This window comes from Mesorhizobium sp. M1D.F.Ca.ET.231.01.1.1 (assembly GCF_003999155.2).
Lineage (GTDB): Bacteria > Pseudomonadota > Alphaproteobacteria > Rhizobiales > Rhizobiaceae > Mesorhizobium.
In genome coordinates this window covers 67,421-80,508 of the sequence record NZ_RZOZ02000015.1, presented here as the reverse complement: position 1 = coordinate 80,508, position 13,088 = coordinate 67,421, and the positions used below count along the sequence as shown (strand labels likewise).

10 protein-coding genes and 1 pseudogene are annotated in these 13,088 nt (G+C 59.3%); 3 read left to right on the top strand and 8 right to left on the bottom strand.

Annotation, left to right across the window (positions count from 1 at the left end):
- Positions 1–194: 194 nt before the first annotated feature.
- A complete protein-coding gene (locus tag EN874_RS29045; protein ID WP_206437555.1) occupies positions 195–506 on the bottom strand; it encodes a hypothetical protein in 312 nt (103 codons plus the stop codon).
- Positions 507–1,680: 1,174 nt separating this feature from the next.
- Here EN874_RS29045 and EN874_RS29040 point away from each other — a divergent pair.
- Together EN874_RS29040 and rpoN are read left to right on the top strand one after the other, a co-directional pair.
- Positions 1,681–2,214, top strand: coding sequence for a peroxiredoxin (locus EN874_RS29040; RefSeq protein ID WP_029356553.1), 534 nt, complete (start codon positions 1,681–1,683; stop codon positions 2,212–2,214).
- Positions 2,215–2,282: 68 nt separating this feature from the next.
- On the top strand, positions 2,283–3,716 hold the full coding sequence (gene rpoN, locus EN874_RS29035; RefSeq protein WP_126063822.1) for an RNA polymerase factor sigma-54: 1,434 nt from the start codon (positions 2,283–2,285) through the stop codon (positions 3,714–3,716).
- Here the strand turns inward: rpoN and EN874_RS29030 are convergent.
- From EN874_RS29030 to EN874_RS29005, 7 genes and pseudogenes are all read right to left on the bottom strand, one after another.
- Positions 3,713–4,339 carry a nitrogen fixation protein NifQ gene (locus EN874_RS29030; RefSeq protein ID WP_029356557.1) on the bottom strand — a complete coding sequence of 209 codons (627 nt, stop codon included), beginning with the start codon at positions 4,337–4,339 and terminating at the stop codon, positions 3,713–3,715. The genes rpoN and EN874_RS29030 overlap by 4 nt on opposite strands.
- Positions 4,326–5,378: an LLM class flavin-dependent oxidoreductase gene (locus EN874_RS29025; protein ID WP_024505249.1), complete on the bottom strand. Its 1,053-nt coding sequence runs from the start codon at positions 5,376–5,378 to the stop codon at positions 4,326–4,328. Before EN874_RS29025 ends, EN874_RS29030 begins: the two co-directional genes overlap by 14 nt.
- Before the next feature lie 138 nt (positions 5,379–5,516).
- Entirely contained in the window at positions 5,517–7,118 is a 1,602-nt protein-coding gene (locus EN874_RS29020) for an SDR family oxidoreductase (RefSeq protein ID WP_063169384.1), read from the bottom strand.
- 148 nt (positions 7,119–7,266) lie between these two features.
- Positions 7,267–7,854, bottom strand: a complete 588-nt coding sequence (locus tag EN874_RS29015; RefSeq protein WP_126083656.1) for a nuclear transport factor 2 family protein — start codon at positions 7,852–7,854, stop codon at positions 7,267–7,269.
- A 138-nt stretch (positions 7,855–7,992) separates the two neighbouring features.
- Positions 7,993–8,115: pseudogene (locus tag EN874_RS34585) on the bottom strand (ferredoxin); the annotation flags it as partial.
- 29 nt (positions 8,116–8,144) lie between these two features.
- The gene (locus EN874_RS29010; RefSeq protein WP_164759124.1) at positions 8,145–9,323 is read right to left on the bottom strand and encodes a cytochrome P450; all 1,179 of its coding nucleotides are present in this window, start codon (positions 9,321–9,323) and stop codon (positions 8,145–8,147) included.
- A gap of 265 nt (positions 9,324–9,588) precedes the next feature.
- Entirely contained in the window at positions 9,589–10,545 is a 957-nt protein-coding gene (locus EN874_RS29005) for an IS481 family transposase (protein ID WP_126063820.1), read from the bottom strand.
- A 1,307-nt stretch (positions 10,546–11,852) separates the two neighbouring features.
- Between EN874_RS29005 and EN874_RS29000 the strand changes: the two genes are divergently transcribed.
- Positions 11,853–13,085 carry an MFS transporter gene (locus tag EN874_RS29000; protein WP_126063819.1) on the top strand — a complete coding sequence of 411 codons (1,233 nt, stop codon included), beginning with the start codon at positions 11,853–11,855 and terminating at the stop codon, positions 13,083–13,085.
- Positions 13,086–13,088 lie beyond the last annotated feature (3 nt).

Here is a 13,088-nt window from a genome sequence, read left to right as displayed (position 1 = left end):
TAAGGTTGTTGGTCGCACCGAGCAAGCGCGGGACCTGTCGACGGACAACAGCGGTGCCACTGCCGGCACTAGGTCGTCCAGCATCGCAGTGAACCGCGTACGTAGTATTTTGTCGTAGGCGGCATTCTGGATAGCCGGATACGGGCTCTTCACCCGCTGCACCACCGATTGCGGGATGATGTCGCGAGAAACATTCACGGATTTCGTGAAAAAAGTGTACCCGCCGAAGAGCCCCACTCGCGGGGGCGGTGCAGCACCACCTCGGTGTCACTGCTCGTGTTCATGCGATGGACTAGGCCGGCCAGCTGTTGACGCAGCTCGCGGTAGTTGTAAGTCTCACCCGTGTAGACGAGCACCAAGTCAGGTCGGCCATCCTCCTGGAGCATCCTCGGCTGACGGCCGCCCTGGATATCGATGATTGCCAGGCGGTGGTGTCCCAGCGCCGCAGGCCCGCCGATCCAAGTCCCCTCGTCGTCCGGACCGTGGTTCGCTATGGTGGCCGTCATATCGGCAAGCTCCCTTCGCGCATCGGGACCTCCGAGGTCTCGATTGAAGTCGATCCATTCACAGATGCCGCACAGGTTATGTCGCCGCATTTGGGGCGAAGCAGATATAAGGCCAGTGGGAAACCATCGAGGCAAAGTGACGGATCTAGCCCAGCTACGATCCGCATCCGACATTGTCGGACATCGGACAGCACCGCGATTCGCTGCATAGGAAGCCTGGAGTCGCGATTTCCCTTGGGGGAATCAGCGCATGAAAGGAGAGCTGGGTCGTGTCTGCCGAAATGAGAAATTGCTCCCCCTTATTGCCTCACCGAGGAATGTTACCCAGCGCGATAGACGGACATGCCCTACCTCCCCCCGTTGCAGCTGAGGGAGATAGGGGCCAGCTCTTCATTCAACCCTCATGGAGGATGATCAGCCCAGCCATTTCCATGCGCCGGCCTTCACAAGCCGTGCACCATTCAGGTTCTTTTCCTTGAAGCGCGACGATCCTTGTCAGACGTCGCAACACTTGCTGCCGAGAGCACGAGCTCTTCCTCGAGCATGCCTTGATCTGCGCCTCGAACGGCTCGCACATGCTGGGTTTCAACGACTTCGCAGAGGTTGATATTCTGCAGTGACTTCGTCTCGCTGCTGCACGGCATTGACGCTGGGAGCCATGCTCGCGTGGCGCAATTGTGCTGAAGCCGGTGCCCACGGCAACGTTTCTTAACCCGCCCCAGATCCTGGCGTTTGGCTATTTCCGACATTCGTGTCCGGCTTCGGACAAAGGCCGGGTTTGCCGAACGGAGTCGCACCCAATTTCCAGTGCTGCTTGAGCAATAATATCGACCGGCATTACTGCACAACACGAAAGTTGCTGCAAAAACCGAAGTGAACCCAAGGCATCGGGTCAATTGGCATGGCGCTTGCGACTCGGTCGATAGAACGCAGTCAAAATCACGGTTGCAGACCATGCCTACCTCTCAAAGCTCGATAAAGCACGCGAGCGAAATTCCCCGTCTCCGCGGAAGCTCGTCGCCTTTAAACGTGCCTGCTCGGGGGCGGTCTTGCACAAGACCGGTCCGAGGCAACCACGCCAAGGCGCGAGGCTGCCGGAACTGTCGACCGAAGTCGATGCCGCTTCAGTTTAACCGAAAAATGCACCGTACCACTTTGGCCTGGGAGCAAATCAATGACCGACAGAAAGAACGTTCCTCTCGTGACCTTTCGCACGCGTGTTCGCGATGAGTCGATCGGGGGGCCAAATCCTTATCGGTGGGAGAACAAGACCTCCGACGATTATTTCGGGGGCAAGCGCGTCATCCTGTTCTCGCTGCCTGGCGCCTTCACCCCGACCTGCTCGACCTTCCAACTGCCCGATTTCGAAAAACTCTATGATCAATTTCTGGAACTGCGAATTGACGCGATCTACTGCGTCTCGGTCAACGATGCTTTCGTCATGAATGCGTGGGGAAAGTCCTTGGGGCTGCAGAAGATCGAGCTGATCCCAGACGGGTCGGGCGAGTTCACGCGCAAAATGGGCATGCTGGTCGCGAAGGACAATCTGGGCTTTGGCATGCGCTCCTGGCGATACGCCGCTCTGATCGACGATGGCGTGGTGGAGCAGTGGTTCGAGGAGGAAGGCTTCTGTGACAACTGCGAGACGGACCCCTATGGCGTTTCATCCCCGCAAAACGTTCTCGACAAACTGAAGGCGGCGGCATGACCCAGAAGTGGCAAGTCTCACACAACCCAAGCACACACTAGAGCATCCTCGGCAGATTACGGTTCAACATGCATCTCTCAGCAAGCCTGCTTCAACGCCAGAAGCAACGTATGGTCTTATCGCCTCAAGCCATTGAAGCTATTCGCTTGCTGCGATTGACGCATACTGAACTCCATCAGCTCGTGCAGCAGGCACTCGAGAGGAACCCCGTTTTGAAGCCTGACCCGTTTGACGACGATTCGCCGCTGTCAGGGGTGGATCAGCGGAGCAGTCAAAGCAGAAGCGAAATCGGCGAATCGCCCATTGGCGGGCCGTCTGGCGGGCGCGGGCAATGGAAGTCGCAACGCAGTAGCGGCAACGATCGACCTGCCGTCGAGGAGTTTACCGCCCACACCGAAACATTGCACGACCATGTCGCCCGCCAGGTCGCCCTCACCCCGTTCACCCCCCAGGAGCGGCTGATTGCCGGACAGCTCGCCGCCCATCTGGAGGACACTGGCTATCTTCAGGTAAACCTTTTCGATCTGGCCAGGAGGTTAAACGTTCGGCAAGCTGATGTGGAACGGGTCATCGGAATCTTGCAGCAATTTGATCCGCCGGGGATTTTTGCGCGAACTCTCAGCGAATGCCTGGAGATTCAGCTGCGCCAGCAAGACCGGTTCGACCCGGCTATGGCAGCTTTGGTCGCCAATCTCGAGATGCTTGCACGGGGGGATTTTCAGGGATTGAAGCAGCGTTGCGGAGTCGACGAGGAGGATCTCCTCGACATGAGGAACGAAATCCGCGCGCTCGATCCCAAGCCTGGAGACCGGTTCCAGTCCGGGACGCCGGAAACCATCGTACCGGACGTCTGGGTAATGCCCAAGTCCGAAGGTGGATGGCGGGTGGAGCTTGATCCGGCCACGCTGCCCAAAGTGTTGATCAACCACACCTATGTCGCCGAAATCTCGCAGCTGACCAATCAAAATCCGGAAGGCAAAGCGTTTCTCGACCATTGCCAGGAAAAAGGGAACTGGCTGATCAGCTGCCTCGAGCAGCGCGCTAAGACGATCCTTAAGGTTGCGACCGAAATCGTGCGCCAGCAGGATGCCTTTTTTACACACGGCGTCGCCCATCTGCGGCCTCTCTGTCTCAAAAATGTCGCTGACGGGATCAAAATGCACCAGTCGACGGTAAGCCGGGTGGCTTCGAACAGGTACATGTTAACTCCGCGCGGGGTGTTCGAGCTGAAGTATTTTTTCACAGCGACAATCGCATCCTGCGAGGGCGGCGACGCGCACTCCGCCAAATCTGTCCGCCATCGGATCAAGGCAATCATCGCCGAAGAATCGCTCGACAAGGTACTTTCCGACGAAGACATCGTTGCTCAGCTCAAGCAGACCGGCATCAATGTCGCTCGCCGTACCGTCACCAAATATCGCGAGGCGATGAACATCCCTTCCTCCATACTACGGCGCCGCGATAAGCGTTTGTCCGCAGCTGCGATCAAGCGAAGTGACTAACCGGCATTCCTGGTCGGCGAGAGGCGACTCTCAACTTCCTCCGGGCCGAAGCAGCTTTCGAAGTCCTGGCATTCCCGACAACTGGGTGCAGTGCATGACGAAAAGCCTTCGGCCTCACACAGCTTGCGGTAAAAGTACTTTTTCCATTTCATGTTTTCTGTGTTGCCTGCCGCCAGCGCGGGAAAATGTCTGGCAAGCAGGCGGCTGAGCTCAGCGCGATTTGAGAGGCCAAGATCCCGCCAAAGATGGTCCGTGCGCATCGCACGCCGGGCGATGATCTTGGCCAAGCGGCCGCTCGCCGGGTCGGCCGGCGCAGCATGCGCTAGCAGCAGCCGGCGTAGCAGCTCCTCTTCCAGTTCCGGCTCGGGCTCGCTCAACTCCTCCAAAGCGAATACGCTGCTGGAGGTAGACGGGAAAGTTGCGGCCAAGACATCACGCAATTCGACAGACGAAAGGCCTGTCCCCTCCGTCGCCAACACCTCGCCCGCCTGGACCTCCTCAAGCGAACGTGAATGTACGCAGGGCAGCACATGCTGATCGAAGCTCCTCCCTAGCTCGGACCCACGCCATTGCGCGCTGGATAGGCAGCCATCATCGTAACGGCCGGCTTCAGCTTCCGGCATGACAAAGCGCCTTGTTGACCGCAGGGATGATCTTGTCGCCCCAGAGCTCGATCTGGCGCAGCATCGTCTTTTGGTCGAAGTCGCCCAATTGAGTCTGAACTGCGATCTGGTCCGGTTTCAAGATATCGATCTCTTCCAGCAGGCGATCAATCACGCGATTTACGCTGCCAATCGGCAAATTTTTGCGCATGGTCTCGAAGGACAGATCCTGCTGGGTCGGTGTCTCCTGCAGCAGGTAGCCATCGTGGCTCTGTTGGCGGCGCTGATGCAGGGCTTCAGAAAGCCGGCGCTGGAAGCGGGCATTGTCGAGATAGCTGTTGATCTCCAACTCGTCGTGGCTGGCATAGCAGCAGCGCAGCAGCGATATCTTGACGTCGGTGACGTTCTTTTCCTCGGATGCCGCCGCCCTCTCGACTGATTCACGCAGTGTGGTCAAAGTCTCTAAGCCGTCGTGGAAGGCTGTGACAAAAAAATTGTGCCCCTCGCGGTAGGCCCGAGCCATCCGTGCGGCTCCGCCAGCGATCCAGATAGGCGGCGTCGGCTGCTGGACTGTGCGGACCGAAATCGCTGTTGGGGGGATCTTCTCATACTGGCCGTCGTGTTCGAAGACGTTTTGGTTGAGGCCCTTGAGAATGATGTCCAGGTATTCCGAAAAGACGGCCGGCGCCTCATCGATGTCCACGCCGAACCGTTCGAACTCGAACTGCTGGTATCCCAAGCCTACGCCGAGCTCGAGACGGCCGTTCGCAACGATGTCGGCGAAGCCGATCTCGGACAGCAGGCGCTGCGGTTGGTAAAGCGGCAGCACGCAGACGGCAGTGCCCAGGCGAATCGTGCTTGTCAAGCCGGCGCAGTGCGCCACCATCATCAGCGGGGATGGTATGAGGCTGTAATTGTTGAAGTGGTGCTCAGCAAACCACGCGGTGTTGAACCCAGCCTGCTCCGAAGCGACGGCCTGTTCGATGGAGTTGCGGATGACGCTTTCTGAGGATTGGTGATAGCCACGCTGGGCGGCCAGAATGAAAGTGGCAAATTCCATGATTTCTCCTCGTTATAGACACGTCAGCCGACCGGGAATGTGCTCGGCATGCACATGCTTGGATCTCAAGCACCTCAGGTGCGTCGTGGAGCCGAGGCTTCATAATGCTCGGCCGGTCGCCCTGCGAAGGCCTGGCAATTAACCTGCGGCCTCCGCAAAACATTCGTCATAGAGTTCGCTGGCGTTTCCCGCATCACCGAACGAGGTCCAGCCGCCGTCCACGTAGAGGATCGAGCCGTTGATGTATGAGGCGTCAGACGAAGCAAGGAAGAACGATGCATCTGCGACGTCTTCTGGCCGTCCCATCCTGCCCATGGGGATGCGTCGTCCGATTGCTGTCAGGTCGATGCGGCCGGCTTTGGCCAACTGAGCAAGTGCGGGCGTGCGGATGTGGCCAGGAGCGACGGTGGCTGTCCGAATTCCGACCGGCCCGAGTTCGGCCGCCATGCAACGGGTCAGCATATCCATCCCCGCCTTGGAGGCGCCGTAGGCATGGCGCGGCGCGAACGGCAGAAAGCTGTCGATCGACCCGAGATTGAGGATCACGCCGCCCGGGCGCATAGCCTTGATCGCTTCGCGCGCGCAGGTGAAGGCGCCGGTAAGGTTGACATCCAGGACGTGTTCGAGCTGTTTCGACAGTTGCTCGATCGCAGGCACAATCCTGTCGGCGGTATCAGCACTATTGACCAGAACATCGATATACCCGAAGCGTCCCCTCAGTTCTTCGAACATCGACACCACATCGCTCTCGACGGCCACGTCCAGCGATTTCGCCAGATGCTTGCCGGGGAGCGATGTAGCCAGCTCTGCCGCTGCAGTGCCATCTTTATCAGCAATCACGACGGTGTCGCCGTTCGCGGCAAAGCGGCGAGCGACGGCCGCGCCAATGCTTTTTGCGCCACCGGTGACGAGCACGATTCGCGCATCTGTGCATTCGGCCGGACAGGAGAGCTCGGCTTGGAGCGCACCATCCACCGGCGGGTGAGCATCCCCCGGCTGGTTGAATGACATCCAGCCTCCGTCGACTGCCAGCACCGAGCCGGTGATGTAGCGCGCCTGCGTGCTGCTCAGAAAACGCACGACCCTGGCGATCTCGTCGGGGCGAGCCAAGCGCCCCATCGGCACGCGGCGGCGTATCGCCGCGAGGTCCATTTTGCCAGCGCGTGCCAGTTCTGTGACCATTGGGGTGCGGACGGAGCCCGGCGCCACCGCCGTGACGCGGATTCCTCGCATAGCCCACTCGCATGCAAGGGACTTTGTCAACGAGATCACGCCAGCTTTCGAGGCTGCGTAGGCGTTGCGCCTGGGATTGCCGACCACGCCCGCCATCGAAGCCACATTGACGATCGCACCGCCCGGCTTCATGCGCCGCGCCGCTTCCCGGGCCATAACGAATGGCCCAATAAGGTTCACTGTCACGCCGCGTCGGAAGGTATCGACAGCGGTGTCGATGATCCTATCCATCGTGGGTCCAACCGCCGCATTGTTGATGAGGACATCGATTTGCGCGAACCGTGCTTCGACCTGGCCGAAAAGTGAGAGCATGTCCTTCTCTCGCGACACATCGCACTCCAGACCGACGTGCGGCGACCCGAGATCCCGAGCCAGTTCAACCACACCACTGCCCGGAAGGTCCACCGCAACTACAGTGTCTCCGTCCGCGGCAAGGATATCGACCAGGGCACGGCCGATCCCGCCCGCAGCGCCTGTGATGATTACGGTGCGTGCTGCCAGTTTCACGAGAGCTTCTCCACGATGACCGCTTGTGATCTCAGCCCATCAACCTTGGGCGGAATGAAGGGCCGAGCCAAATCGTTGCAGTGACCGCCAGTTGCGGCCCCACACAGATGTCGTTCCCGTAGGGCGCTCATCCTCCATTTCTACCCACTTATGCAGCTCCCAGTTGGGGACCCTCGACGCCATCTTGGTCGGTGGGGATGTGACCCTTGAGCAACTGGTAGATGGGATCGTCTGGATGTTGTGCTCCAATCGGCTGTCGCCGGCCGAACCTATCTGCCTCAAGAATCGCTGGCGGGATTTGCTCCTCAACCCAATCGTAGACGACTGTCCGTTCCGCAATTCGCCACTCGTCCTGCCTCTTCTGAAACAGATCGCAGTAACGGCCGCAAAGCAGCGTCTGACGTATTTCTTGGTCTGTATCCGGTCCGCGTTGCAGCGCGGTGAAATAGCTCTCGACCGCGGCCTCTGCTGAACTGATGAAGTCGATCAGGCTGTTCGTGATTTGATGGATGTTACGGTGCCCCGGCAGACCGAGAGCAAATTGGATGAAGTCCTCTGCCGGTCCGCAATAGGGACCGTGCCTGTCATACGCTTCGGGCCAGTATGCGCTACGCAGCGCCGCCTCATCGGCGCGGTCTATCCCGCGGCAGTACCGATACAGGCAGTTGCGGATCGCCTCTCGGTCACGCAGTTCGGTAATTTTCGCGTGGTCGACAGGGTCTGTCGCGAATTGTATGATTGTTTTATCCTTCCCGATGCCAGTCTGCACTTTGCGTGTGTCTCTCTCTACAACTGAGTTAGCGGGGGGCTCGTCAACTTCCAGAGCTTGTTCGGGGCAGGCTCGTACCCCTTTTGAGGCAAGCAGTTGCTCCCCATCGGCAACATCAATATCACCGGGCAAGATGTAGCCGGCGTCATCAAGCTTGAAGACTCTCGGCGCCCGCGCCCAGCAGCGCGCATGACCCTGGCATCTGGCTTTATGTACGACGACACGCATAGCGAACTCCAATGTCGTTGGCTGAAACTTCAGGACCAGTCCAGGATCAGATTCTCGATCCCGAACACATGGCCGCCGAAGGTGATAGGTTCAGTCCCTGTCTTGATCCGAAAGGCTGGGATGCGCGCCAGCCACTCCTCCAGGCCAATGACAATCTCCCGCCGGGCAAGGTGTGAGCCAAGACAACGATGGGGACCATAGCCAAAGGCAGCGTGCCGGTTGTCCTCGCGCGCCAGATCGATCTCATTCGGGCATTCGAATTCCGCCGGGTCACGATTGGCAATCATCGTGGCACAGGAAACATAGTCTCCCTTGCGGATCGGCGCGCCTTTGAAGTCGACATCCTTCGTTGCCACTCGGATCATCTGAATGGTCGAATAGGCGCGCAGCAATTCTTCCGCAGCGACGGCAATCCGGTCCGGTTCGCTTCGTAGCAATTCCTGATCTTTGGGGTTGCGCGCGAGATGGGCCAAGTCGAAGCATATGGCTGCTGAGACCGTGTCGAGTCCCGCGACGAACACAAGCACGCCGATGCCACGGACTTCTTCGTCACTGAGCAGACGACCCTCGACCTTTGCCTTCACGATGAAGGTCATGAAATCATCGACCGGCTCCTTGCGGCGCTCGGTGGCAAGTTCGTCGATGAAGGCCACGATCGTCCGGGCTGCGGGTGGTCGTTGCTCCTTATCGCCGTGGAGCAGATCTCTAGCCCAGCCGACAAATGTTTCTAGTCCGTTGTCCGAAAGCCCAATAAAGCGAAGGAAGATATTGACCGCGAACGGAACTGCAAAATCCTTCATGATGTCGCAGCTCGTGCCTGATGCGGCGATCCTGTCGATCAGCTTGATCGCTCGTTCCCGGACAGCCGGCTCCAATGCCATTACCCGCTTTGGCGAAAGCAGCGGATTGAGCAGTGAGCGAAAAACACCGTGGAATGGCGGATCGAGCTCAAGCGGGATCATCGGCCAGCTCTCGCCGAGCACAGAGGCGAAGATGCTGCGATGGCTGGAAAACGTTTCGGTGTCCTGCAGCACCCGGCGCTGGTCGCTCGCGCGAGTGATGACCCAGGTACCCCGACCGTCGCGCGTGTTGCTGGTTGAATAAAAGATCGGAGGCCCGGCATGAACGCAAGCAACCGCTGCATGCGGATCCCCGTTAGCGGTCGGCAACATGCCGGGCGACGTAAACAGGCTGAAGTCCCTCACCATTTCGGGCGGGACATGATCTGGAACCGGCCGCGATTTAACCGCGCCAGAATCGAGAGACCGTTCATGAGATGCTGTCGGCATTTGCATGCAATCGTTGGTGCAAGCTCCGTGCCGAATTCGTCTTTCGATAATCCTTGCCGTTTGCTGGGCAACAGGTGGCGCCTGCGCTGACTTGCTGGTCGGGATTGCAACATTCTTGTCCAGCGTCGGACACAGAATGTAGAAAGCTAGACACCGACTTGGAGCAACTCAACTGGTGGGATCGCTAGCTGTGGAGCCTCAACAGGTTGTCCTCGGTTAGAGCGAGGCGACTGATAGGTGTTTTGGACTTTAGGCTCCCGTGGGGACGGTGCCAATTGTATCTGTGCAGCCAGACCGGCAACTCTGCGGCGCGGTGATCTGAAGTCGGATAAGCGATGGCATAAGCCCATTCGCGCAGTGCTGTCTGGATGAAGCGCTCGGCCTTGCCATTGGTCTTGGGTGTATAGGGTCTTGTCCTGACGTGCTTGAGGCCGAGATCGCGGCAGGCCTTGGCGAAGGCCTTTGATCTGTAGCAGGAGCCGTTGTCGGTCATGACGCGGGCTATCGTGACGCCGAGGCTGGCGTAGTAGGCCACCGCCGCCTTGAGGAAGGCGATGGCGCTTTCTTTTTTCTCGTCGGGCAGGATCTGCGAGAAGGCGATGCGGGAGGCGTCGTCGATGCAGACATGGACGAACTCCCAACTGCTGCCGCGCGAGCTGGCATTGCCGGTGCGCTTGCCGGTAATGCGATGACCGATGCGCTCGAAACGACCGAGCTTCTTGATATCGATATGGATCATCTCGCCAGGATGCTCGCGCTCGTAGCGTCGGATCGGCTCGGCCGGTTCGATATCCCGCAACCGCGACAGTCCGGCACGCTTGAGAACCCGGCTAACGGTGGCGGGCGAGACGCCGACCTCATGGGCGATGTGCTTGCCGGTCCAACGTTGCCGCCGCAGCGCCATGATGCGCTCGGCGATCAACGCAGCGGTGGCCTGCGGCATATGGGCGGGCCGCGAGGAACGGTCGATCATGCCGGCCCGCCCTTCGGACTTGTAGCGCTCGACCCAGCGCGCCACGATCTTGGCCGACACGCCGTAGACACGCGCCGCATGGGCTTTGGAGAAAGCGCCTTCTATCACCGACAGCGCCATCTCCTCTCGACGCAGCGGTGTGAGACGGGCATTCTTATGGATGTTCATTCGGATCCTCCGATGGATGCTGAAGCGTGGTAACTCCAGTCTCCTCGGTCCGGTCCGAATGGACAACCTCCCGAAAGCTCACAGCTAGCCGATCATGTGCCCGGGGAGCATCCAGTTCGAAAGCTTGCTCTAAGCGGCTTGGTGACTTGGCCGAGGTCACCCAGGTGGAAATGACCAACACTTGGGGTAAGCCTAGTGGCGCTCCCCTCGATGATGTCTGGCGGGGTGGTTAGCCGCCTCCGTGGGACAAGATCAGTCTACACGAATGGGCTATAGCCTCTCCTCGCCTGCCTCACTGGCCGTCCTTCAGAGCCGGCCACACGAGCTTTTGTCTTTCAGCAGGGCGTTTTTCTCGCCAGCTACAGAGCCACACCGACGCCATTAATGAGCGTCCAGTCGACGGGTTGGATGGCCCTGTCCATCTTGCCCAGCACCTTGGCTTAGCATTTGCCGGTGCGGCGGAAGCCTTCAAGACGCAGTTCTTGACCTTCTCCAGATCAGCCTCGGATGGATATCGGCAAGGGTTCAGCTCGTCCTTTTGAACTTGCGCATCTTCGTGTTGGCCAACCCCAGGCCGCCCGACATATTTGCGGTCTATCCGGCACCTCAACTTCGAACAACCTTGCGGCAAGCTCTTGGGATAGCCCACGCTCGTGCCTCCACCACCCGCTCAGCAGAGCCAGATTTGTCGTTGATGGCACGGAACTTGCGGAGTCATTCGCAGATGCGTCACGGACCGAGAGTGTCGTCCCATGAATTCGATCACCAAAAAGGCCGCCCGACGTTGCTGGGACCGCCTGCAATTACCTTATCCCAGAATTGGGAGCAACGGCTTCAAAAGGGATAACTCATCACCTCAATTTTGTCGATCGCGCGGCCATCGAACCGCAGCCATCGATCAGACTTCCGCCTCGTTGCACTCATTGCGACCGCCTTGGTGCTTGCGACAACCGCTCAATTCTGGCTGCCAGGATAACCACATATGGCGACGGAACTTCCTGCTTCAAAGCAATATAGAGATCGTCGATCATCCCCCCATCAAGGCCTCGATCGAGGACACCGCGTTCGGCTTGCTTGGTTCGCAGTGAACAGACCGCACTTCGACGAATGCGATCGATGCGACCGCGCCGAGAACTCTCCCGCATTGTCGACGGTTGGGTCCGTCGGCCCTCCGATGAGGCCTCGGATGCGTCGGGCGCCGAGGCCTCGACTGATGCCGACTGGCCGCCGCCGGAAGGTCTCGCGGCTTTGATCCCCGGCGATGTAGCCACCCCTGCTGCAACAGCTCCTAGCCGGAGAACTCATTCATGACCGAATCGGCGACAGATTTAGTGGACGCGGCTTTGTTCGACCGAGATCGGCTTGACCCAGAAAGTCCCTATCAACGTTCTGGCCCTGCATGGGGTGCCATCATTTCGCTTTCCTTCGGCACCTTCGGGCTTGTGACGGCAGAGTTTCTGCCCGCCAGCGTTCTGACACCGCTCGCGCATGATCTCCGTATCACCACGGGCACGGCTGGACAGGCGCTAACAGCGACCGCAATCGTCGCGGCGATCTCGGCACCGATAATCGCCATCGTGACAAAGCGTCTGGACCGCAGGGTCGTCATCTGGGCGATGACGCTCCTGCTGATCCTGTCGAACGTTCTGGCAGAGGTTGCGGGGTCGCTGCCGGTTTTGCTGGCGGCACGCGTCGTCCTTGGCATATCGCTTGGTGGTTTTTGGTCTATTTCGGCAGCGTTGGCGATGCGGCTGGTTCCAAGTCACCTCATGCCGCGCGCCATGTCGATCATCCTCACCGGCGTTTCTGTCGCCTCCGTCTGCGCGGCTCCAATCGGCGCTTATGTCGGTGACATTTGGGGATGGCGAGCCTCGTTCAAGGTCGCCGCAATCGTGAGTGCCGTTGCGCTGCTCGTGCAACTCGTAACCATTCCGCCACTGCCTCCGATCGAAGTGCGCAGATTCCGCAGTCCGCTGGATGTCGCGAAGAATCCGGCGATGAAGGTTGCGGTGCTAGTCGTGCTATTGGTCGCTTCCGGCCATTTTGCCAGCTTCGCCTACATCCGCGCCTTTCTCGAGAGCGTTCCTGCGCTCGAAAAGAAGTCAATCCCGCTCGTGTTCCTTGCTTTTGGCACGGCCGGCGTCTTCGGCAATTTAGCCGGCGCATTCCTCACCAAACACAGTCTCAAGGCGGTCGCGGCCCTGCCGCCCCTGCTCATTGCCGTAGCCGCTGTCTCGCTCCTGACTATGGGAGCATCGGCCTTGACCTCGGCAATTGCAGTTGCCGTATGGGGCTTTGCTTTTGGCGCGGTCCCGGTCGGATTGCAGACATGGATGGTGCTACGCGCCGCTCCGAAACAGGCCGAGAGCGCTGGTGTACTGATGGTCATAACCTTCCAAGTGGCCATCGCAGCCGGCACAACTTTCGGTGGCCTATTGGTGGATCACACGGGTATTGCCAGTGTCTTTGTCTACAGCGCGGTTGCCACGTTCCTCGCTGTCTTGACAGTATTTTTGCTCGGCCCGAACCGCAAAACCTGACCG

What these genes read in the sequence shown, in the direction of transcription:
- EN874_RS29045 (WP_206437555.1), bottom strand. Translation starts at nt 506, where the DNA reads ATGACGGCCACCATAGCGAACCACGGTCCGGACGACGAGGGGACTTGG.
- rpoN (WP_126063822.1), top strand. Translation starts at nt 2,283, where the DNA reads ATGCATCTCTCAGCAAGCCTGCTTCAACGCCAGAAGCAACGTATGGTC.
- EN874_RS29005 (WP_126063820.1), bottom strand. Translation starts at nt 10,545, where the DNA reads ATGAACATCCATAAGAATGCCCGTCTCACACCGCTGCGTCGAGAGGAG.
- EN874_RS29010 (WP_164759124.1), bottom strand. Translation starts at nt 9,323, where the DNA reads ATGGTGAGGGACTTCAGCCTGTTTACGTCGCCCGGCATGTTGCCGACC.
- EN874_RS29025 (WP_024505249.1), bottom strand. Translation starts at nt 5,378, where the DNA reads ATGGAATTTGCCACTTTCATTCTGGCCGCCCAGCGTGGCTATCACCAA.
- EN874_RS29000 (WP_126063819.1), top strand. Translation starts at nt 11,853, where the DNA reads ATGACCGAATCGGCGACAGATTTAGTGGACGCGGCTTTGTTCGACCGA.
- EN874_RS29040 (WP_029356553.1), top strand. Translation starts at nt 1,681, where the DNA reads ATGACCGACAGAAAGAACGTTCCTCTCGTGACCTTTCGCACGCGTGTT.
- EN874_RS29030 (WP_029356557.1), bottom strand. Translation starts at nt 4,339, where the DNA reads ATGCCGGAAGCTGAAGCCGGCCGTTACGATGATGGCTGCCTATCCAGC.